19 protein-coding genes are annotated in these 20,917 nt (G+C 48.5%); 12 read left to right on the top strand and 7 right to left on the bottom strand.

What is annotated here, in order from left to right; translation table 11 throughout:
• Positions 1-13: 13 nt before the first annotated feature.
• Complete coding sequence (locus FD28_RS07440; protein ID WP_157059868.1) at positions 14-715, bottom strand: hypothetical protein; 702 nt, start codon at positions 713-715, stop codon at positions 14-16.
• 285 nt (positions 716-1,000) lie between these two features.
• On the opposite strand from FD28_RS07440, the gene FD28_RS07445 reads away from it, so the two are divergent.
• The 3 genes from FD28_RS07445 to FD28_RS07455 all read left to right on the top strand — a co-directional run bounded on the left by FD28_RS07445 (position 1,001) and on the right by FD28_RS07455 (position 3,629).
• A complete protein-coding gene (locus FD28_RS07445; RefSeq protein ID WP_057734158.1) occupies positions 1,001-1,975 on the top strand; it encodes a cation diffusion facilitator family transporter in 975 nt (324 codons plus the stop codon).
• Positions 1,976-2,188: 213 nt separating this feature from the next.
• A complete protein-coding gene (locus tag FD28_RS07450; protein WP_057734160.1) occupies positions 2,189-2,644 on the top strand; it encodes a universal stress protein in 456 nt (151 codons plus the stop codon).
• A gap of 94 nt (positions 2,645-2,738) precedes the next feature.
• Entirely contained in the window at positions 2,739-3,629 is an 891-nt protein-coding gene (locus tag FD28_RS07455) for an RluA family pseudouridine synthase (protein WP_057734162.1), read from the top strand.
• 1,178 nt (positions 3,630-4,807) lie between these two features.
• On the opposite strand, the gene FD28_RS07460 is transcribed toward FD28_RS07455, so the two are convergent.
• The 4 genes from FD28_RS07460 to FD28_RS07475 all read right to left on the bottom strand — a co-directional run bounded on the left by FD28_RS07460 (position 4,808) and on the right by FD28_RS07475 (position 9,224).
• Positions 4,808-6,133: a hypothetical protein gene (locus FD28_RS07460; protein WP_057734164.1), complete on the bottom strand. Its 1,326-nt coding sequence runs from the start codon at positions 6,131-6,133 to the stop codon at positions 4,808-4,810.
• 4 nt (positions 6,134-6,137) lie between these two features.
• The gene (locus FD28_RS07465) at positions 6,138-7,466 is read right to left on the bottom strand and encodes a sensor histidine kinase (protein ID WP_057734166.1); all 1,329 of its coding nucleotides are present in this window, start codon (positions 7,464-7,466) and stop codon (positions 6,138-6,140) included.
• A gap of 13 nt (positions 7,467-7,479) precedes the next feature.
• The gene (locus FD28_RS07470; protein WP_057734168.1) at positions 7,480-8,235 is read right to left on the bottom strand and encodes a response regulator transcription factor; all 756 of its coding nucleotides are present in this window, start codon (positions 8,233-8,235) and stop codon (positions 7,480-7,482) included.
• Positions 8,236-8,804: 569 nt separating this feature from the next.
• Positions 8,805-9,224: a hypothetical protein gene (locus FD28_RS07475; RefSeq protein WP_057734170.1), complete on the bottom strand. Its 420-nt coding sequence runs from the start codon at positions 9,222-9,224 to the stop codon at positions 8,805-8,807.
• A 73-nt stretch (positions 9,225-9,297) separates the two neighbouring features.
• Between FD28_RS07475 and greA the strand changes: the two genes are divergently transcribed.
• The 7 genes from greA to FD28_RS07510 all read left to right on the top strand — a co-directional run bounded on the left by greA (position 9,298) and on the right by FD28_RS07510 (position 15,522).
• The gene (gene greA / locus FD28_RS07480; protein ID WP_057734172.1) at positions 9,298-9,777 is read left to right on the top strand and encodes a transcription elongation factor GreA; all 480 of its coding nucleotides are present in this window, start codon (positions 9,298-9,300) and stop codon (positions 9,775-9,777) included.
• Between the two features lie 568 nt (positions 9,778-10,345).
• A complete protein-coding gene (locus tag FD28_RS07485; RefSeq protein ID WP_057734174.1) occupies positions 10,346-11,542 on the top strand; it encodes an ABC transporter substrate-binding protein in 1,197 nt (398 codons plus the stop codon).
• Between the two features lie 24 nt (positions 11,543-11,566).
• A complete protein-coding gene (locus tag FD28_RS07490; RefSeq protein WP_057734175.1) occupies positions 11,567-12,445 on the top strand; it encodes a branched-chain amino acid ABC transporter permease in 879 nt (292 codons plus the stop codon).
• Between the two features lie 12 nt (positions 12,446-12,457).
• Positions 12,458-13,417: a branched-chain amino acid ABC transporter permease gene (locus FD28_RS07495; protein WP_057734177.1), complete on the top strand. Its 960-nt coding sequence runs from the start codon at positions 12,458-12,460 to the stop codon at positions 13,415-13,417.
• Entirely contained in the window at positions 13,410-14,192 is a 783-nt protein-coding gene (locus tag FD28_RS07500) for an ABC transporter ATP-binding protein (RefSeq protein ID WP_057734179.1), read from the top strand. Before FD28_RS07495 ends, FD28_RS07500 begins: the two co-directional genes overlap by 8 nt.
• Complete coding sequence (locus FD28_RS07505; RefSeq protein ID WP_057734181.1) at positions 14,192-14,896, top strand: ABC transporter ATP-binding protein; 705 nt, start codon at positions 14,192-14,194, stop codon at positions 14,894-14,896. The genes FD28_RS07500 and FD28_RS07505 overlap by 1 nt, the downstream gene beginning before the upstream one ends.
• Before the next feature lie 2 nt (positions 14,897-14,898).
• Positions 14,899-15,522: a CBS domain-containing protein gene (locus FD28_RS07510; protein ID WP_057734183.1), complete on the top strand. Its 624-nt coding sequence runs from the start codon at positions 14,899-14,901 to the stop codon at positions 15,520-15,522.
• Between the two features lie 282 nt (positions 15,523-15,804).
• Here the strand turns inward: FD28_RS07510 and FD28_RS07515 are convergent, their stop codons facing one another.
• Together FD28_RS07515 and FD28_RS07520 are read right to left on the bottom strand one after the other, a co-directional pair.
• Complete coding sequence (locus FD28_RS07515) at positions 15,805-18,189, bottom strand: phosphoketolase family protein (RefSeq protein ID WP_057734185.1); 2,385 nt, start codon at positions 18,187-18,189, stop codon at positions 15,805-15,807.
• 371 nt (positions 18,190-18,560) lie between these two features.
• Positions 18,561-19,286: a GntR family transcriptional regulator gene (locus FD28_RS07520; RefSeq protein WP_020089496.1), complete on the bottom strand. Its 726-nt coding sequence runs from the start codon at positions 19,284-19,286 to the stop codon at positions 18,561-18,563.
• 152 nt (positions 19,287-19,438) lie between these two features.
• Between FD28_RS07520 and FD28_RS07525 the strand changes: the two genes are divergently transcribed.
• A complete protein-coding gene (locus FD28_RS07525; protein ID WP_057734188.1) occupies positions 19,439-19,942 on the top strand; it encodes an aminoacyl-tRNA deacylase in 504 nt (167 codons plus the stop codon).
• A gap of 3 nt (positions 19,943-19,945) precedes the next feature.
• Positions 19,946-20,749 carry a hypothetical protein gene (locus tag FD28_RS07530; RefSeq protein ID WP_057734191.1) on the top strand — a complete coding sequence of 268 codons (804 nt, stop codon included), beginning with the start codon at positions 19,946-19,948 and terminating at the stop codon, positions 20,747-20,749.
• Positions 20,750-20,917: the final 168 nt, after the last annotated feature.

Below are 20,917 nucleotides of genomic sequence, written 5' to 3' on the forward strand. Positions count from 1 at the left end.
ACGAACCGTCACATCACACCGATGTGGCGGTTTTTTGCTGCTCATTTTTCCGGCGACTCATGTGATCCACGTAGCTGACTATGATGCCAAAGACACCGCCCACGGCCAGAACAATGACCACCGGCGCTACTGCAATCACTGCCAGGATTGCGGGGGTTAATCGCACTGGTGAGACGGTTGATAACCCGACCACGACGGGTAACAGTGGCACGATGCTCAAGGGACACCAACAGGCCCACTTCGGATGTGTGATTGCCAGGCGTAGCTGCACGAGTCCAATGGTGACAAGCCAAAAACAAAGTCCCCAACCCGCGTTCAGAAAAGCGCCCGCCAATGATGCCGCTAACGCGGTGTAAACCGTCTGTGCAGAAGGGGTCGGTAACGGTGCCAACCACCCCAACCCTTGTAAAATAACGACACCATACAAGATGTGCCATCCACTGACTACCACGACATTTTTCCAAGCGCGTACGGCACCCGTACCGCGTGCGGCGAGTGATCCGATCAGCGGCCACAGCAGCACACCTGGCAAGAGAATCAATAGCAGTCCCACGGCCGACAAGTTAGCAAGCCGAAAGTCCCCCACAAGATAGCGATGGAAGGCCAGTGTTGCTGTCGGCCCCTGCAACCGTAAGAGGCCTAACCCCACAACCGCAGCCAAAAACAACCCCAGTAGACTGTAACGTTCTTTCAATGTTCCTGTGTCTCTGTCCATAATGGTCAAGTCCCCACTTTCTGTTGCGTTATTACTCGTCACTATACACTGAACTGTCCTGGCTGCCAACCGGCTAAACACTGTCATAACAGCGTTTATAAAGGTTTTAATATTGCCGCAGGGCCCGGTCGTCTTCAGAAAAAACGGTAAACTCAGCCCGTAATCTTATGTCCTCATATTTATTTTATTATGTCATCAGCGTAACTAGGCACTTCTGGTGGCCTTTCTTCTGCTCGTGACCGATACTAAGGCCAATTTCAGCATAATTTACGGAGATGACCAGCCATGCCAACCATCCATTCCCCCTGGGATCAGATTCAGCAGAAAACGGTCGTTAACTTGCGCCGTGCACACCAACATTTATGGGAAAACATAACGGTCTACCTGATCCTTTTTCTCATCGAGTTCATCTGTGCCCAACTCGCTCATTCACAACTCCTCCAGGCCGATGCCTTTAACAACTTTTCGGGCGTCTTCTCAACTGGCTTGCTCATGACCGGCCTGTATATCGCGGCCAAAACCAAGGATGATGATCTCTGGGGCGCCCCCATTTCTAAAGAGGAGCAGACACACTTGGGGCCCAGAATTCAGCAATCCCGCTTTCGCTTCGAGACCATCTACACGTTGATTGCCGGCTTGGTAATGGTCATCATTGCTGCGGATATCATCTACAAAGCGATTCGTATCCTCATGCAACAGCCAACCTACCACCTCCAACAAGGCACGGCCACACTAGGTGCCCTGATTTCTAGCCTGTTGTTAACGTACCTGTGGCTCTCTAATCGCCACTGGGCCAAGGTTCTCACCAACACGGCCTTGGACGCGGCTGCGCGTGACTCCCTGACGGATGCCCTGACCAGCGCTGTCACCATTTTAACGATCCTAAGTATTGCCTGGCTGCGCGCCACTTGGCTCGATGGCCTCGCCAGTCTCATCCTGGGCAGTTATATCCTGTATACCGGCGTGAAAATCTTTCGCACCAGCAGTCTCAATCTCGTTGACTACTTTGATCCACAACTGGAGTCCCAGTACCGCCAGCAAGTGGCCGCCTTTCCCGATGTCCGGTCCGTTGTTTTTCTCAAAGCCTATTACGACGGCAACCTGATCATGGTCAGCGTCACGGTGGCCGTCGATCCTCTGATGACCGCTGCCACCATTTACGACCTGACCCGCCAGATTGACACCCTCATGAATCAGCGATTTAACGTGACTGCGACTGCCTTGATGGTGATTCCCAGCACGCAAATTCCTCCTGACTAACGTGCCCTTACCACAATCAGCCTCACAGCGAGTCAATACCACGTATTTTCACTTGTGAGCGGCAGATTTTTTTGCAATCCAGCAACCCCCTTAATTACGGCTTTTTCACGTCCTTTCACCGCGGGGCGTGCAATTAAGTGCTTACACATTCGCCAATAAATGATATAGTATAGGTAAAGTATCAACATGTCTCGTGAAGGGGTGGCATTCTATATGTTACAACAATACAAGAACATTCTGGTTCCCGTTGACGGTTCTAAGGCAACCCAACCAGTTTTAGAAAAAGCAATTGAAGTCGCTAAACGTAACCAAACACATCTTGATATCTTAAACGTCCTCGAAGTTAACCAATTCAGCGATACTTATGGTGGCGCTGTGAGCGGTGACGTGATCTACAAGCTCTCTCAAGACGTCCAGGATCGGTTGGAAAGCTTGAAACAACAAGCAATCAACGCCGGTGTTCCCGATGTCAGCATTCACGTGCGTTTTGGGAATCCTAAGCCTGTTATTGCACGGGAGTTCCCCGCAGACCACGGCTCCGAGTTAATCGTGATTGGTTCCACTGGGTTGACTGCCGTTGAACGCTTAATGGTCGGCTCCGTAACCAACTACGTCAGCCGTTCCGCTATCTGTGACGTGTTGATCGTTAAACCCGAAATTACGAAATAAGTTCATTTTTAAGATGGCCTGCCGTTATTGCGGTGGGTCATTTTATCTGGCTTCATTTTTCACTGATCCTTAACTTGCGGAAAGGAGTTCACCCATGCACTGGCGTTATACCATGACCCTACCAGCCGATACACCAGCCACCCCCCTGCGACAATTGCTGTCTGCCTGGCTCATTCCCAAGCATCTCATTCACGACCTGCGAATCAGTCAGCGCGTCCTGGTCAACGGCAGCTATCGCGCAATGAACCAGTTGGTTATGGCTGGAGAAACTGTCCAGCTGACCTTTTTACCCGCCGACTTCGTGGAACCCTTCCCCAATGTCGACCCGGACAGTGCCGCAACCGTGGCGGTTCTCTATGAAACGGCCGATCTCCTGATCATTAACAAGACCCGTGGCAGTAAGACCCATCCCAATCAACCTGGTGAGCGCGGTACCACCTTGAATCACGTCGCTGCCTACCTTGGTGATGACCAGCCCGGTCCTTATATTTTAAGCCGGTTGGACCAGGAAACGACCGGCGCGCTGATGATGACCAAGACCCCCGCTGTGGTGCCGATCATGGTGCGCCACATTGCGGATAAGCGCGTCCAGCGAACCTACCTCGCTTGGGTCCACGGGACGCTTCACGGTAGTGGCACCTTCACCGCCCCCATTGGTCGTGATCCCGATGATCGGCGAAAACGGCGCGTGGATGGCCTTCATCCCCAATCCGCTGTAACCCATTATGAAGCCATTGATCACCGACCTGGGGCAACTTTGGTTAAACTGTGGCTGGAAACCGGGCGTACCCATCAGCTGCGCGTGCATCTTGCTGCCGCTGGACATCCCTTAATCGGCGATCCCCTGTACGGCCCAGCCAGCCATGACCGCTTACGGCTTCACTGCTGGCGTTTAGTCTTTCCTCAACCATTTACCCTAAATGATGCTCTAACCACCGTAACGGCCCCTGTACCGGACGATTTTGACCATTTCTCTGGGAATTAGCTCTTGTACGACCATAAAGTCTCCTAATCGTCAATTTTTCTACGATAAGGACGATTGTGGTTGTTAACCATTCAATTCGGTTATACTGTGGTCAGTTGATATGACTAGGGGGGATTTGATGCGCTGGCAACAAAAACTAGCCCTAATCATTCTCGCGGGGATGTTAGCCATCTTATTGATTTGGGGAGTAGTCAACTTAAATTAGTTTGATAAAGCAAAAACGTAGCGTAGTACCGGGTGCGGCCGGTGTTACGCTACGTTTTTGTTTGTTTTCCTTTGCGCGTGTGGCTGCTAAAACGCGTTACACAAGCCAGATTCTTCCGCTTAGTAAAATAAGAAACTCACTGAGAAAAACTATATTGACGTAAGAATTTTGATTTGCCCTCGCGGCTGAGCTTGCGAAACTGGCAGCCTCCGAAACGCGTTCGCCAAGACAGGTTCCTGCGCTTAATTCCAACAAACACTGGCTCGTTCCAGTTCTGATTGCTCAGTGATTGGATCGGTTCTTCACCGCTAGGCAGTCGAAACTTGCGGCTACTGAAACGCGTTACGCAAGCCAGATTCTTCCGCTTAGCAAAATAGGGAACTCGCTGAGAAAAACTATATTGACGCAAAAATCTTGATTTGCCTCGCAGCTGAACTTGCGGAATTGGCGGCCTCCGAAACGCGTTCGCCAAGACAGGTTCCTGCGCTTAGAAAGTTAAGTGACCCCTGCCCGGCATAGCCGAACAGAGGCCCCTTAACTCCCTAATGCTCAGAACCTAACCGTCTTGACTCACGCTCTACACAAAAAAACCGGAGCAACCAACTCCGGTCCCACTAGCATCATTGAGTATACACAACATCCTCGAGTTTGTAGTCAGGAAAACGCCGTTCACTCAGCTTAGCCATAATCTCAATATGTAGTATTGAGCAACCTCACCGCGCCAATTCTAGGAATCAGCTCAGCTTGTAAAGGTAACTCTAATATTTACTATAAGAGCCACTTTCACAAAGTCGAGAACCCGTCAAACTGCCGAATTATTCGGGCTTCTCTGAAAGATTGATTGGTATTACATGTCCCAGTATATCAGATGGCTGTAGAATTGCAAGCGTTTTCAGAATGACGCTTATTCATTAGATTACTTTTTAGTTAATTGTTTCATCAAACAAACTTTGTGAAACTTCCAATGGTTGAACTACCCCTTCGGTAAGGCCACAATGAGTTGACCCCAGTGCAATTTGACCTTCAGCGTACTCGTGGCCATCTGTGGCAGTGAGCGTTGTAGCTTTGAGAAGTCTAGCTGTCCCTGACTGGTCATGATCCGGTGTTTACTATCCACCTGGGCATCTGGTGGCACCGGAAAAGTTAGCGACAATCGTAACAATTGCGGCGTCTCGGTTAATTCCAACGTAATCATCGGCGGCTTTACCCGACTAATTTCCGGGAGAATAGGTGGCAACGTTTTATCTACCAGCACCGCCATCTCTTTGAGCACGGCAACCGTTGACGTCAGCGGCGCGGGCACTTTAACAAAGAGCTGCACCCCCTGTTCACGCGCCATGAGGTAGTTATGATAAAGGCCATAACGCAGGCCCGGACTAGGAATGGTCGACAAGTCATCAATCGTCAGCTCGGCGGCATTACTAGTCGCCCACCCCGACCGAATATCGATGTATAACTGTCGAAAACCCTCGTAATCCTTATCTTCCAAATAGCCCCCCAGCCCCAACAGCATATTTTGATAGTCATGACTGAACTTTCGCACGGTCGCCAGCTGACGGTTCAGTTCTGTTGTATACTGTTCGCGAAATTCTTGTTGTTGGGTTTGCAGTTGCGTATGTTCTTCTTGTAAATGGGTCTGCATCAGCATATAAGTGCTTAGGGTCAGGCCAATCACCAGTGTTCCTGAGATCCCTGCCAAAAAGATCAAGTAATGATCGGAATCTGCTAGACTCTGTAGAGAGTATTCGAATAAAATATAGACCAATCCCAGTACCGTCATAAAGATCAAGAAGAGGTACTCTGAGGACCGCCCCTGCATGGCATGAATTAAATTTTCCATAGGCGCACGTGTCAGCAAGATTCCCATTGCCACCATCGCAAAAATCACAGAATCAATGGTGAGCTCTGTGAGGGTTCCCCAGACACTAGCGGCAAAGGTCACACTGGTCAGACGAATCGTCCCCGCAATGACCGACATATCCACAAACTCGGTCAGTAAGTAAGCCAAAATTGACACGTCAATGAACGCGGGCAAATACTGCCAGTTATTTTGCACCGCCAAGAACCCGATTTCACTGATTAACAGGACGATGATTGGCAGCATGCCCAACAACGTACTTGTGGCCGTAAAGGGATTGAGCAGATCTATCGTCGTAAATCCTAGCGCCATCACCGCACAGAATAGCAGAAAGTTATTTTTCACATGCAGGTGTGGAAACCAATAATACTGAAAATAAACGAACCAAAAGACCAGCGAAAAATCTGCCAGTCCAATGCTCACTGCATTTACCGTAATCACGTGCTCACCTCCCCGGCTTCGTCAGAATCACTGTAAAGTACAAGCGACCGCGCTTAATCGCAATCTGTAAGGCCGCATTGTCCGTATGATCAATGATATCGTGAACCGTACTTAAGCCCAGTCCGTGGTTGCCCCCCTTAGTTGAATAATCCGCTTGCATAAATTGATTAATCTTGGGTGGATTCGTCTGCGAGACGGGATTGGCAACGGCCAACTCAATGGCTTCGGGATAGTTCAAAATAGCACAATAGATTGTGGGATTGTTGCCCACTGCGGGCGCCTCAATCGCATTATCCAATAAAATCCCCATGATTCGAAGGAGCTGCATGCTATCCATCGGAATCGCCTTTATGGGATCGGGAATTTCCAAACGAATTTCGCGGTCATGATTCTGCGCGGCCAGCAATTTCTGAAATAACAGGCTCTTCAGGGGCGGATCGTTGAGTTGATTCAGCCCGGCCGCTTCCAAACCAACCAAGTGATGGGTGGTCGACCAGCGCGTACTCAGCGTCTGATAGTAAGCCGCTAACCCATCGTAATCGCCGGCATCCAAGTAATCGCCTAGACGCAGCATCTGTTGCTGGTAATTGTGGGTAAACTGACGAATGGCGCGGACCTGGTTGGACATCCGCCGATCGTAACGATTCTTCAATAGACTTTCTTGATAATCCGCGCGCACCCGCTGCCGATGAAAGAAGCTTTGAAGAAAGGCAAACAGGCTGGCCGCAATCAACAAGATCATGACCAGCTCAATGCTCAGCGCAAACGTCAGCATGGCATGGGTAATTTCCAAATGGTGAATAATCAACGACGACATTTCGGCAAGCATTGCCAGACTCCCCAAGAGTGCCATCACCGTCCACTGTTCCTTACGGCTAAACTCAAGCGCATCCAGGTTACCGGGCTGTAACCGCATGCCAGACACACCGATCGAAATTAACATGTAAATGAAAAACTGAAAAATCAGGCGGGCCGCGACACCGGATACGCCATTGGCAAAGCCCAATCCCCATAATTCAATGAAAACCTGGCGACAGACATCGTTAACTAAGACCACAACTAAATAAATAACAATCGTGGCGTTGACGAAAATCAACGTTGAGGCGCGGCGATGATGAACCAAATACATCAAGGCACTAATGGGCGGAATGAGTAGGCTCCACGACTGCCCAATAAAGGCAGGGATTAGCCCCCACCCGATCCACTTCAGCGGCAATTTCCAGTTTTGGGGCCGAATCACCCCGATCCACAACGTGATGAACCATTGCATGGTTACCGCCAACACCAAATTTGTCCAGAATTGGCGGTCAAATATTTGAAATAAGTCCACCATTCTCTGCACCCTCTTAGGACTTTAAATGTTTTTGAACCAGTGTTTTAACCTCATGGAATCGCCGGGTAGCCACGTCAGTCTGATCCCCATTGGGAAAAATCAACCGCCGAGTCGTGGTATCAATTCCACTCACATTATCCAAATTGACCAAAAAACTTTTATCCGTCCGGTAGAGTTCCGGGTATTGATCCGCAATGTCTTTCAAAAAACCCGGAAACTCCACCAATTGATTAGCGGCATGAACCGTCACCTTATGGGGCGTCGAGGACGTTGCCACAAAGTAAACATCCCCCATTGGTAGGCTAAAGGACCGCCCCCCAATATTATAGCTAAAGAGGTTTTCCGTATTTCCCAGATAATTGGTGTACCGTTGATAGCCGTAATCGACATTCTCCCGGAGTTTCTGATCAATCTGTGCCCGACCAAGGTCTTTGACCACAAAGTCCATGGGCTCGACCTTACGCTCAAACGTCAGTAACGCCATCTCCGAATGGGTCGTCACAAAAACAATCTCGGCAAATCCTAGCTGTTGACGAATCGAAATGGCCGTTTCTAATCCCGTTGTCTTTTCGGCTGGAAATTCAATGTCGAGAAAGAACAGCGCATATTCCGGTGGTGTCTCCGCGAGATCCGTCAATAACGCCTGCGGACTAGGCGTAGCCAACTTAACCTGCATATCATAATCGTTAATCATAATATAGCGCTTCACAACATCCGTATAGTGCGCCAATTGTTCTTGATTATCTTCACAAAGATATACGGCTAACACCCTATCACGTCCTTTTAATTCTAAATGATTCAACTAGCGAAGCAGCCAGTTAACCAATGCCACAACTCAATTATACCGTAACCCTATTACTCACTAATGTACCTTGATTTTCCCGTGGTTGCAATCGTTTTACCCCATAAAAAAAGAATCATCCCCTCAGATGATCCTCTTCTAATTGGATTATTTAATTACCGGCGCTGGCTTAATTAGCACTCCCCCAAGTTCTAACAAAGTCACAGAAACCTTAGGCATTACGAATAACCCGATTCAGTCACTTACTCTTCAGCCCATCGCTGAAAATCCTGCTACTAGTCACCTAAGTTTCAGACTAATTTTCTACTCTGCCAACCGACCTCTTGATTAGATAATCTCAGGGTGCGAATCTGATTAAGGACTCCCCCAAATTGTGGCCTTAATCACTTATACTTTAACTAGTTGATTCGCAACATCAGTCCTGTGAAAACTGACCCCTTCCAACTGTCATTACTTTAACATGGTTTCGGCTTATCAAGCGTTAAGCCGCAAAAACGTCAATATTTGCACGTTAAAGCAGCAAAAATAAGCACAATTTAATTGTGTCGCAGTGAATAAGTGAGGAATCCACCCAAAATAAGGGGACCAAAGAAGGTGAGGACGAGGTCCACTAGACCACGCCAATACCACTTTAAGTGGGCCTTGGGAGCGGCCTCCAATCGTGGCTCACGCTGGGGGCGATTCATTTTTTCGTAGACGGAAGCGGTTTGTTCGGCGGCGCGCTGTTTCTTTTTGCGCCGAATCGTGGGTGCCTTAACCTCCCGCTTATCTTCTAGAACGACCCATTTTGCAAACGGGAAACACAGCCAGCTGATTAAGAAATACCAATCGGCCCCCGTCATCCCTGGCAGTAAGCGCCATTGGTTATAATTTAAATGGCCGAGTAAGGCTATCACCAGGATAAAGGCGAAACCAATTCCGGCCTGACGTAGCCAGTATGAAGCAGATAATTTCATGGGGAGAACTCCTTTTCTTTTTCACAAAAATTGGTAAAATTGGGGTAAATTCTAAGTTAACGAGGTGAAGCTTATGGCAGGAGATTTTAATCCCATCACCGCTGCGGGCTACCGTGACTTGCAGAATAAGATTGCGGCACTTGAGGCTGATCGCCCAGAAAAGATCGCCATCTTGGCGGAGGCACGGGCTCACGGTGACCTCTCCGAAAATGCCGAGTATTCCGCGGCTAAGCGGGATCTGCGGCACCTGGAGAGTCAGCTGCGGTTCTTCAACAAGCAGCTGCAATACGCCCAGGTGGTCGCCCCCAGCAAGGATGATAAAGTAGAACTCGGAAAATGGGTGACCGTTCAGTTCATGGACGATGATGACCAAGTGAGCTACCAACTGGTGGGCACCCAGGAAGCCGACCTTGAGGCGGGCAAGATTACCCGTGTATCGCCCCTGGGCAAGGCCCTACTCGGCCACCAACCTGGTGACACGGTGACCATTAAGGCCCCCAATACGAGCTATCAGGTCAAGCTCATTGCGGTCAGCCTCCAGCAACCCGCGTAATATTAGCCATATTATACCACGCCAAAAATACCGCTCAGGACCCGCTTAGGCCGATCCAACGCGGTATTTGTCATTTTATATCGCTGACGTGTCAGCCATTTCGCTCCTAATCAGACCGCTAGCGACTACTCTTGCCAAACTAAAAAAATAAAACGTCCGTCGGCACACGTCTGACAACAACTAATGCCCTTTCAAAAACAGAATTATTAAATTTCATCTTGACATCTCATTTAATTTTAATTATCGTAGGACACATCAACTAACCGAAAACAAAACTTTTGAAAGTGAGGGACCCACCATGATGAATACGAAAAAGAACACCACCATTGTAGCGTCCCTTGCTATTCAAAACGCAGCCTTATTATTAACGAAGAAGGACCCGGTCACTTGACCTTGAGTTAACAACTCAAAATTCAAGTACTGAGCCCTTCTTTCCCGTGTGGTAATGAGGGCTCGGTATCCGTGTAAGACCTCATTCACCCAGTGGATGAGGTCTTTTTGTTAGTCCAAAGGAGGATTGGGGAACATTTCGCTTCACCAAATTAAACGAAGAAGGCAGGTTTTACATATGATCAAATGGCACAAACACATCATCAAAATTAGCGCACTGGCAACCATCGTCTTAGCCCTCGCCGGCTGTAGCACCGCCAAGAACAACGGCAGCAGTCAGGGGAACAACCCCGGCCAGACAATCAAAATCGGGGTTAACATGGAACTCTCCGGCGCCGCTGCCGGTTACGGTCAGCAACAGAAGCAAGGGATTCAATTAGCGGTCAATAAAATCAATCAGGCTGGTGGCATCGCGGTCGGTAAGACCCATAAGAAGATTCAGCTGGTCATTCGGGACAATAAGACCTCAAACACCACCGCCGCTTCCGTTGCTGCGCAGCTGGTCAACAATGACAAGGTGGTCGCCGTGGTTGGTCCCGCCGCCACCAATGCCGGAACGGCTTCGATTCCTAATATGACCAAAGCAGCCGTCCCTTCTGTCAGTCCATCCGCTACCGATCCCGGTTATACCCTTCAGAAAAATGGTGACGTCCAAAAATACATCTTCCGCGCCTGCTTCCAAAACAATTACCAGGGCTCATCCGCGGCTAAGTTCATGACCAACACCTTGAAGGCCAAAAACGTTGCCATCCTAACTGATAACTCCAGTGATTACGGCACCGGCTTGGCCAAGGCCTTTAAGAAAACCTATACCGGCAAAATTGCCAGTAACCAGACCTTCCAGGAAGGCGATAAAGATTTCAATGCCATCCTGACCGCGCTTAAGCACAAGAAAATCGATGCTATTTACGCGCCGGGTTACTACTCCGAATTAGGCCTGATCATCAAGCAAGCTCGGCAAGCCGGCATTGACGTTCCCGTTGTTGGTAGCGACGGTATGGCCGATGCCAAGCTGACTAAGATCGCTGGCAAGTCCAATACCAACAAGGTCTACTACACGACCCCGTTCTCGACCAAGGCCGGGGAAACGAATCCCAAAGCCGCTAGCTTCTTAAAGGCTTACCAGGCGAAGTATCACGCCACAGCACCGACTTTCTCTGCGTTGGCTTACGATTCCATCTACATGATTAAATCAGCCATTGAAAGTGAACAATCCGCCAACTCCGTCAAAATAACCACCGGTCTGGCCAAACTCAAGGATTTCAAGGGCGTCACCGGCACGATCACGATGAATCAGAATCACAATCCCGAAAAATCCATGGTAATCGAAAAAATGACTAATGGCACTATCTCGCAGGCATATACCATCAAATAAACCGTCTAGATTTGGAGTGATTACATGCAGACAATCGGACAACAATTAATCAATGGTCTCTCGTTGGGCAGCATCTATGCCCTGCTAGCGTTGGGCTACACCATGGTTTATGGCATCATCAAGCTCATTAACTTCGCGCACGGCGACATCTACATGCTCGGCGCTTTCTGGGGTTACTACGCCATCAACGGCCTACACTTCAACTTCATCCTGGCCATGCTCTCGGCAATGGTTTTCTGCGCCCTGGTCGGCGTCTTGATTGAATACTTCGCCTACCGCCCTCTCCGTAACTCCCCGAGAATCACCGCGTTGATTACGGCAATTGGGGTGTCCTTCTTACTCGAAAATGGCATGACTTATCTCTTTTCGGCTAACGCGCGTAGTTTTCCTCAGGTGATTCGGACCGTCACCTATCACGTTGCCGGCCTACGTATCTCTAACATTCAACTGTTAATTCTCGGAACGGCCTGCTTCCTGATGCTGCTCCTGGAGTTAATCATCAAGCGTACCAAGATGGGTAAGGCCATGCGCGCCGTTTCCGTCGATCCCCAAGCGGCCCAATTGGTCGGCATCAATCTCAACCATACCATCTCGTTCACCTTTGCTCTCGGTTCCGCTATGGCTGGTGCTGCTGGCGTCCTGATCGGCTTATACTACAACTCGATTGACCCCTTGATGGGAATGACGCCCGGCATTAAGGCCTTCGTGGCCGCCGTTATTGGTGGAATTGGCTCGGTTCCTGGTGCCTCGCTGGGGGGCTTCCTCATTGGCTTGTTGGAGACTGGCGTTCAGGCAGTCGGTCTTTCGGCATACAAGGACGCTGTGGTTTACTTTGTCCTGATCGTGATTCTACTGGTCCTTCCAGCCGGAATCTTTGGCAAAAAGACAAAAGAAAAGGTTTAGGAGGCCATCAGTATGAAAGCAAACTTCAAGTACAACCTCGCTTGGTTAGGCGTGATGGTTCTCGGTTTTGTGATCATTGACGCCTGTGAATTTCTAGGCATCATTAATACCTTTATCGAAAACATGCTGGTTACCATGGGAATCAACATTATTCTGGCGACCGGTTTAAACTTAATCATCGGTTTTTCTGGTCAGTTTTCACTGGGTCACGCCGGCTTTATGGCCATCGGCGCCTACGCGACTGGGATCATTACCCAAAACATCGCGACCCCGCTTGGGTTTTATCTCTCCATGGGCGTTGGCATTATTATCGCCATGATCGCCGCATTAATTGTCGGGATTCCGACCCTGCGTCTACGCGGTGATTACCTGGCGATTGCCACCATGGGGGCTGCTGAAATCATTCGGATTTTGATTAATAACTTTAAAATCACCAACGGTGCCGCCGGGCTCTTCAACATCCCGCCCCTGGTGACCTGGGTAACGGTCTACGTCCTGATGTGTCTCACGACCATCATTACCGTCAACTTTATTCATAGTCGCAACGGACGCGCCATTATGTCAGTCCGCGAAGACGAGATTGCCGCTGAAGCCATGGGCATCAACACCACTCGTTGGAAACTCGCCGCCTTCGTCTTTGGCGCCGGAACCGCCGCCATTGGCGGGTCCCTCCATGCCGCCTACATTCAAACGATCGCCCCCGGTGACTTCAACATTATGGCATCGATCGCCATTCTGATTATCGTTGTGCTGGGAGGCGTTGGCAGCATCACGGGAACCTTCGTCGCCGCCATGGTCTTAGGGGCCCTGGATACTATCTTGCAAAACTTCGGGACACTACGCATGATCATTTACGCACTGGCTTTGATTCTCATTATGATTTTCAAGCCCGCCGGTTTATTAGGCAATTGGGAATTTTCATTTAAGCGTCTCAGTCGACGTCTAAGAAAGGAGTCCGCCATTCATGAGTAGTCCTCTGTTAACCGCCCAACAATTGGTCAAAAGTTTTGGTGGTCTAACCGCCGTTTCCAACGTTTCCGTACACTTCGATCAGAATGAATTGGTCGGTCTGATTGGTCCCAATGGTGCCGGCAAAACGACCCTATTCAACCTGCTCACCGGCGTAACCCCCGTCACTTCCGGTGCCATTAGCCTGTACACCGACAACGGCGTGCAGACGCTAAATGGCAAACGTCCCGCGGAGATCGCACAAGCTGGCCTCTCACGGACCTTTCAAAACATTCGCTTATTCAAGGAACTCAGTGTCCTAGACAACGTTCGCATCGCCATGACCAATCACTATCGAGAAGGTCTCCTCACCAGCATCTTTCGAACGCCCAAGTTCTATCGAACCGAAGCAGCGATGACAGCAGCGGCCCAAAAGCTACTGGCGATATTTGACCTCACCGAGGTGGCCGATCAACCGGCTAAGAACCTGCCTTATGGGATTCAACGCCGGTTGGAAATCGTGCGCGCACTGGCAACCAAACCCAAGATTCTGTTCTTGGATGAACCGGCTGCCGGTATGAATCCTGAAGAGACGGCCGACTTAACCCGGTTAATCCGTCAGATCCAACACGATTTTCACATCACGATTGTACTCATTGAACACGACATGTCGCTGGTGATGAACGTCGTTGAACGCCTGTATGTCCTGGAACATGGGGCCTTGCTTGCTGAGGGAACCCCCACCGAGATTCAGCAGAATCCAGCCGTTATTAAGGCCTACCTAGGAGATGAAGCTTAATGCTAGAAGTTAAAGATCTCGTCGTCAATTATGGCGCCATTCAGGCCATCAAAAAAGTAAATTTCACGATTAACACCGGTGAAATTGTCACACTAATTGGGGCTAATGGTGCGGGAAAGTCGACCATCCTCAAAACCATTTCCGGGATTATGCGCCCGGTAAGTGGTCAAGTGATCTATTTGGATCAGCCCATTCAGACCAAGGCTGTCCCCAAGATTGTTCGTGCCGGTATTTCTCAAGTCCCAGAAGGGCGGCATATTTTCCCTGGCCTATCCGTCCAAGAAAACCTTCAGATGGGGGCCTTTCTTCGCAAGGATCATCAAAACATCAACCAGACCTATGCGGACGTTTACCAATATTTCCCCGTTCTCAAGCAGCGCCGTCACCAAGATGCGGCCACGTTGTCTGGTGGGGAACAACAGATGCTCGCCATGGGCCGTGCCCTGATGGCCAAACCCAAGCTCATGTTGCTGGATGAACCCTCAATGGGACTGGCCCCCATCTTCATTAATGAAATTTTCGATATCATTCAAGCCATCAACGCCGCTGGAACCACCGTCCTGTTAATCGAGCAGAACGCCAACAAAGCCCTGGCGATTGCCGATCGTGGCTATGTCCTCGCATCCGGCGAAGTCAAACTCAGTGGTACCGGTCAGGAACTCCTGGCCAACCAGGCCGTTCAACGCGCCTACTTAGGAGGTTAATCATGAGTGTAGCAGATTATATGACAACTAAGTTAATTATCGTCAATCCCCAAACGACCGTCAGTACGGCAATTGTACTGATGAAAGAAAATCAGATTCACCGGTTACCCGTGCTGGAAGGCAACGTCCTGGTCGGCATTGTCACCCAAGGCATCATTGCCCGCGCACTCCCTTCACAAGCGACTAGCCTCTCCGTGTACGAAACCAACTACCTCTTAACCAAGACCACGGTGGCTGATATTATGGAGAAAACCGTTCGCACCGTCTCGGCCAGCGCACAATTAGAAGAAGCAATTTTCCAAATGCGGCAACATAAAATCGGGGTCCTGCCCGTCATGCAATCGGCGCAAGTCGTTGGTATCATTACAAATAACGACATTTTGGATGCCTTTCTTAATATTTCCGGTTATGGTGAGCCCGGTGTCATTAGCCGTGTGCGGGTAACCCACGACCATCCCGGTGTTATCTTCGCTATCGGAAAGGCCTTAGCCGAACACAACCTCAGCATCCAAACCTTAATGGTCGTCCGTGAACATCAGGAACGCGTGATTGAACTTCACATTGCCAGCGATCAAGCCACCGCTGTTAATCAAGTCTTAGTCGACGCCGGCTTCGAACTGATTTAACCTCCTGGTCTGACTTCCCCCAATACTACAGGAACAATTCGGATTTTGCTTGAATTTTAGTTCAAAAGCAGTAACTATCGTATCTAGTCACCAATTAGTCCTGAACTTGAACTAGTATTTTAATAATCCGTTCGGTTTTACCCCAAAGCCTTATCAGTTCCCGGCAAGTCCGAGCACCGGTAAGCTTTTCTCCAAGACAAAAGAGCACCCGCATGTCCCTTTCAGGACACGCAGGTGCTCTTATTTTAATCAGAATTTACCACCACTTAAAGCAATCACAGATTACTTCAATGGCTTCCATTGCCAAGCGTTAACTTCTGGCAAGTCAGTTCCGACTTCACGGATGTAAGCATTGTGCTTAGCAACCATGTCGTCCATCCGTTGTGCGAAGTAGGCGCCCTTAACGGCGTATTCATCGATATCATCAACGGCTTCCTTAGCCAAGTGGTAACGGTCCAAGTGGTTCAAGACACGCATGTCAAATGGCGTGGTAATGTCACCATTTTCACGGTAGCCATGAACGTGGACGTTGTGGTTGTGACGATCGAAGAAGAGATCCTTGATCAAGCCTTCGAAACCGTGGAAGGCAAAGATAACAGGCTTGTCCGTCGTGAACAGACGGTCAAATTCGTCATCAGAGATCCCACGAGGGTCCAACTTAGGAGAACGCAACTTCAACAGGTCAACCACGTTGATGAAGCGAATCTTCATTTCTGGGAATTCGTCATGCAACAATGAAATTGCGGCCAATGATTCCCAAGTTGGTTCAGTACCAGCAGCAGCGAAGACGATATCAGGGTCTTGACCTTGATCAGTAGATGCCCAGTCGATGTAGCCCAAACCATTGTGAACCAGGTTAGTGGCTTCATCAATGGAGAACCATTGTGGACGTGGGTGCTTAGAGGTCACAATCAAGTTGATCTTTTCGCGACTCCGGAATGCTACGTCACCGACAGCTAACAAGGTGTTAGCATCGGCTGGCAAGTATTCACGGATAAAGGCTGGCTTCTTTTCAGCTAAGTGGGTTAACATCCCAGGATCTTGGTGGGTGTACCCGTTATGGTCTTGCTGGAAGACAGTTGACGTGTCAACGAAGTTCAAGGATGGGTAATCGTGACGCCATTCTTGTTCAGCGGCCTTACGTAACCACTTGAAGTGTTGCGTTAACATAGAGTCCACAACCCGACCGAATGATTCGTAAGTTGCGAAGTAACCATGACGACCAGTCAGAACGTAACCTTCCAACCAACCTTCAGCTTGGTGTTCTGAAAGTTGAGAATCAATGATCCGGCCTTCGTGAGCCATGTTTTCATCATTAGGTTCTTTGATGCCTTCCATCCATTGACGCTTACCATAATCCAACGCAGCATAGAGCCGGTTAGACTTCGTTTCGTCAGGACCAAAGCCACGGAAAGTATCTGGGTTTAACTTCATGACGTCAGCCAAGTAGTTAGACCAAACCAACATATCTTGGGCAATCGTCTTACCATGTTCAGTCGTGTCAACGGCATACTTCTTGTAGTCAGGTAACTTCAATGGTTGTGGCTTGATCCCACCATTTGTGATAGGGTTCATTGCCATCCGTTGTTCACCCTTAGGTGCCATGTCGCGAACTTCTTGCTTAACAGAACCGTCTTCATTAAAGAGTTCTTCTGGCTTGTAAGACTTCAACCAGTTAACCAGCATGTCAGCGTGTTCCATATCACCAGCAGCAACAGGAATTGGCACTTGGTGAGCACGGAATGAGCCTTCAATTGGGTTACCATCTAAGTCAGCCTTTGGACCAGTCCAGCCCTTAGGTGAACGGAAGATGATCATTGGCCACTTAGGCAACGTTTCGTCGTTGTTTTCACGGGCGTTCTTTTGGATAGACTTGATCTTGGAGATAACTTCATCCATGGTCTTAGCCATATCTTCGTGAACCCGCATAAAGTCAGTGTCACCCGCTTCGATTTCAACGAAGTGTGGTTCCCAACCCATACCTTCGAAGTACTTGGTTAAGTCTTCGTCAGACATCCGTGACAGGATCGTTGGGTTAGAAATCTTGAACCCGTTCATATTGATGATTGGTAAAACAGCACCATCTTTGATTGGGTTAATGAATTTGTCTGAGAACCATGAAGCGGCCAAAGGACCAGTTTCAGATTCCCCATCACCAATTTCAACAGCGGCGATCACGTCTGGGTTATCTAAGATAGCACCAGTACCGTGTGACAGGCTGTAACCAAGTTCCCCACCTTCATGGATAGAACCTGGTGTTTCAGGTGCGGCATGAGAAGCAACCCCACCTGGGAAGGAGAATTGCTTGAATAAACGCTTCAAGCCTTCTTCATCTTGAGAAATGTTTGGATAAATTTCACTGTAGCTACCATCAAGATATGAGTTAGAAACCATGACTTGGCCACCGTGACCTGAACCTTCAATGTAGAACATGTTCAAATCGTACTTTAAGATTGCCCGGTTTAAGTGAGCATAGATAAAGTTTTGAGAAACAATCGTCCCCCAGTGTCCAATTGGTTTGATCTTCACGTCATCAGAGGTTAACTCACGCTTCAATAATGGGTTGTCACGCAAGAATAACTGACCTACTGATAAGTAGTTTGCTGCACGCCAGTACTTGTCAACGCCTTCCAAGTAAGTCTTGGAGTCGAAGTCTGCATTTGCCATGTAATTAACACTCCTTCTTTGAATTTGTAACTGCACAATCTAGTTGATAGAACTTAACGTAAAATTTATCTCGTAGTGACTACCGGGATGCTTTTTACAAGTCTTATAATAACGCTTTTTAAATAAAAGTCAACCTTTTTGAAGATTGGACCGTATCAATTAATTAAAAAGTCGAACCTCACTCATAAACGTTGGTTTGACGCGGTTAATCGCTTATATTTCGCCAATTAGCCGCACTTGTTTCCATTAGTTTTTGCTTATTTAAGGTATACCAGTATAAGAAAACACTGCATCAATGTTCGTGTTATGCTTACACTAAAACTAGACCAAAATAAAAAGTGACTCCCTTTTCAGGCGTCACTTCAAATAGCTTATTCTTCATCTAACGAAACAAAGGTGTTATAGTTCAAATACTGATAGTGTAACCGCATGTTGGAAACTTCAAACGGCGTCCCATCGTCCAGGAAGAAGACCCCTTCCATGATGCCCACGGGTTCCACTGGCTTTAGATGCAACAGTTTCTGATCATCAGCGGTTGAGGGCTGGGTTCGGATGGACATGAAGGACTTCGTGACGACCTTCCCCTGTGATTCCAAATAATTAAAGATTGAGTCCGCGACCGTCTTTTGGGACAGGTTCGGTGCAATCTTAATGGGAATATACCCCGTTTCAATCATGAAGGGTTTATCCTCGAATAGTCGCAAGCGTTTGATCTCGTAAACGAAATCACCCTCAGCCAGGAACAAATCCTGCTGAATTTCCTTGCTGGCTGGAATCACATCAAATTTGAGCAATCGAATGCCCGGTGTGGTTCCCGCCGACTTCATACTGTCAGTAATTCCTAAATTTGAGCCTTCATATTGAAAAATTGATTGGTTTTTCATATATAATGGATTAATGAAGGTTCCTGATCCGCGCTTTTTAAAAATAATCCCCTGGTTCGCGAGCACACTAAGGGCCCGCTTGACTGAGCTGCGGCTAACCCCGTACGCTTCGCTCAGGCTTCGTTCATCTGGCAGCCGCTTATTGGGAAATTCATTTTGATGGATGCGTTGCTTTAAGTCCCGCATCACCTGTCGATAGACTAAATCTGCCATGATATCTCCTCATAACTCTTCAACTAGACTTCTACTGTGATAGAGTATAACAGGTTTTGGCGGCGGTGTCTGCTTTTATCAGGAAACAACCGTTCCATTTATTTTTAAAGTGCGGTCCAATTTACTATTTTTTGTGATGAAAGGTGAGTTAAATGGCTAAGAAAAAGAAAGGCAAGCGGCTGCACAAAACGCTTGTCGAACAGATTCTCGATAAAAATAAAGTTGCTTATAAGCAGTTTGAATTCGCAACTCATCTCCAGGGTGACGTTGCGCAAATGGACGTTGACCACGCGGATGTCGATGAACACCACATCTACAAAACGCTGGTGTTGAGCGGTCCCACGACTGGTCCCGTTGTGGGTGTTCTGCCAATTGATGAACATCTTAACGAAAAGAAACTGGCCAAGGCTTCCGGCAATAAAAAGGTGGACATGGTTCCCTTAAAGGACCTGGTCAAAACAACCGGCTATGAACACGGTGCGAACACACCGGTCGGTATTTGGGAAAAGAATCACTTCCCCATTTATTTTGACAATACGGCCAAGGAACAGGGCACCATTTTAGTTTCTTCCGGGCAAATCGGCCGTTCCGTGTCGTTGGACGCAACAGAGTTGGCAAATCTCGTCCACGGTACCTTCACCGATCTGTTGGAGTAACGAATGAATACTAACCTTGGCCTGATCCTCAAAAATCTTGGCCTCGTGGGCTTAGATCTCCTAGTTATTCCGTTTATTTTTGTCGCGTTGCTGACCTATCTCAATCGGGATACTAAGAAATTTCTAGCAAATGGTCTCGGCGTCAACAGTGAACTTTACTTAGGATTCATTGGCATCTTTCTTCACGAGCTCAGCCATCTTCTAATGGCCGTTCTTTTCGGCCACCGTATTGATCAGGTTCGGTTGTTAAAACGACCCCATCCCCACCAATTGGGCGCGGATGGCAATCCCGACTTAGCCTTAGGTTACGTCAACCACACGTGGAATCGGCGTAACTGGTACCAAACGACGGGGAATTTATTTATTGGGATTGCCCCCATCTTCGGGTGTGCCTTAGTCCTGTTGGGACTAACAGCACTGCTGATTCCCAGTCTGTTCAGCGGTATGCTCACGTTAGTGGCGGATCCCTTCAACCTCGACTGGAACGGTTTTGTTGCGGCCCTGGGCGGCGATAATCACCCGTTCGTACGTTGGCTAATCATGATCCTACTGTCGCTAAACATTAGCATTGGGGGCTTTGACCTGAGTGCAGCTGATTTTGCCAATTCCAGAATTGGGCTGATTGGTTTCGTCACTGTCATCGTCGTGGTGACGGTTTTTCTAACAATGGGAAATATCGCGACGGGCTATCTCCGCGTGATTACAACCGCCGTCATCCTCTTAGCCTTAATTTTAGGCTATGCCTTACTGGTTTCACTACTAACCAATCTCGTCGTTCGCTTGGCTTTTCAAATTAAAGTCCATTAATTAAAGGCGTCGTGAGCCCAATCAGGCTCACGACGCCTTTGTGTTAATCAAAATATTTATTTTAAAGCCGCCACCACTCAGTGTGTCAAGCCAACTCGCACTATCGAAATATTGATACGAACATTTGTTCTGTATTTCTGACGATCGACCTGCTATACTACGATTACT

The sequence above is a fragment of the Levilactobacillus hammesii DSM 16381 genome (assembly GCF_001434395.1).
In the GTDB taxonomy this organism is placed as follows: Bacteria; Bacillota; Bacilli; order Lactobacillales; family Lactobacillaceae; genus Levilactobacillus; species Levilactobacillus hammesii.

Coding starts and splice junctions, on each gene's coding strand:
- FD28_RS07440 (WP_157059868.1), bottom strand. CDS start 715: ATGGACAGAGACACAGGAACATTGAAAGAACGTTACAGTCTACTGGGG.
- FD28_RS07445 (WP_057734158.1), top strand. CDS start 1,001: ATGCCAACCATCCATTCCCCCTGGGATCAGATTCAGCAGAAAACGGTC.
- FD28_RS07450 (WP_057734160.1), top strand. CDS start 2,189: ATGTTACAACAATACAAGAACATTCTGGTTCCCGTTGACGGTTCTAAG.
- FD28_RS07455 (WP_057734162.1), top strand. CDS start 2,739: ATGCACTGGCGTTATACCATGACCCTACCAGCCGATACACCAGCCACC.
- FD28_RS07465 (WP_057734166.1), bottom strand. CDS start 7,466: ATGGTGGACTTATTTCAAATATTTGACCGCCAATTCTGGACAAATTTG.
- FD28_RS07475 (WP_057734170.1), bottom strand. CDS start 9,224: ATGAAATTATCTGCTTCATACTGGCTACGTCAGGCCGGAATTGGTTTC.
- greA (WP_057734172.1), top strand. CDS start 9,298: ATGGCAGGAGATTTTAATCCCATCACCGCTGCGGGCTACCGTGACTTG.
- FD28_RS07485 (WP_057734174.1), top strand. CDS start 10,346: ATGATCAAATGGCACAAACACATCATCAAAATTAGCGCACTGGCAACC.
- FD28_RS07490 (WP_057734175.1), top strand. CDS start 11,567: ATGCAGACAATCGGACAACAATTAATCAATGGTCTCTCGTTGGGCAGC.
- FD28_RS07495 (WP_057734177.1), top strand. CDS start 12,458: ATGAAAGCAAACTTCAAGTACAACCTCGCTTGGTTAGGCGTGATGGTT.
- FD28_RS07500 (WP_057734179.1), top strand. CDS start 13,410: ATGAGTAGTCCTCTGTTAACCGCCCAACAATTGGTCAAAAGTTTTGGT.
- FD28_RS07505 (WP_057734181.1), top strand. CDS start 14,192: ATGCTAGAAGTTAAAGATCTCGTCGTCAATTATGGCGCCATTCAGGCC.
- FD28_RS07510 (WP_057734183.1), top strand. CDS start 14,899: ATGAGTGTAGCAGATTATATGACAACTAAGTTAATTATCGTCAATCCC.
- FD28_RS07515 (WP_057734185.1), bottom strand. CDS start 18,189: ATGGCAAATGCAGACTTCGACTCCAAGACTTACTTGGAAGGCGTTGAC.
- FD28_RS07520 (WP_020089496.1), bottom strand. CDS start 19,286: ATGGCAGATTTAGTCTATCGACAGGTGATGCGGGACTTAAAGCAACGC.
- FD28_RS07525 (WP_057734188.1), top strand. CDS start 19,439: ATGGCTAAGAAAAAGAAAGGCAAGCGGCTGCACAAAACGCTTGTCGAA.
- FD28_RS07530 (WP_057734191.1), top strand. CDS start 19,946: ATGAATACTAACCTTGGCCTGATCCTCAAAAATCTTGGCCTCGTGGGC.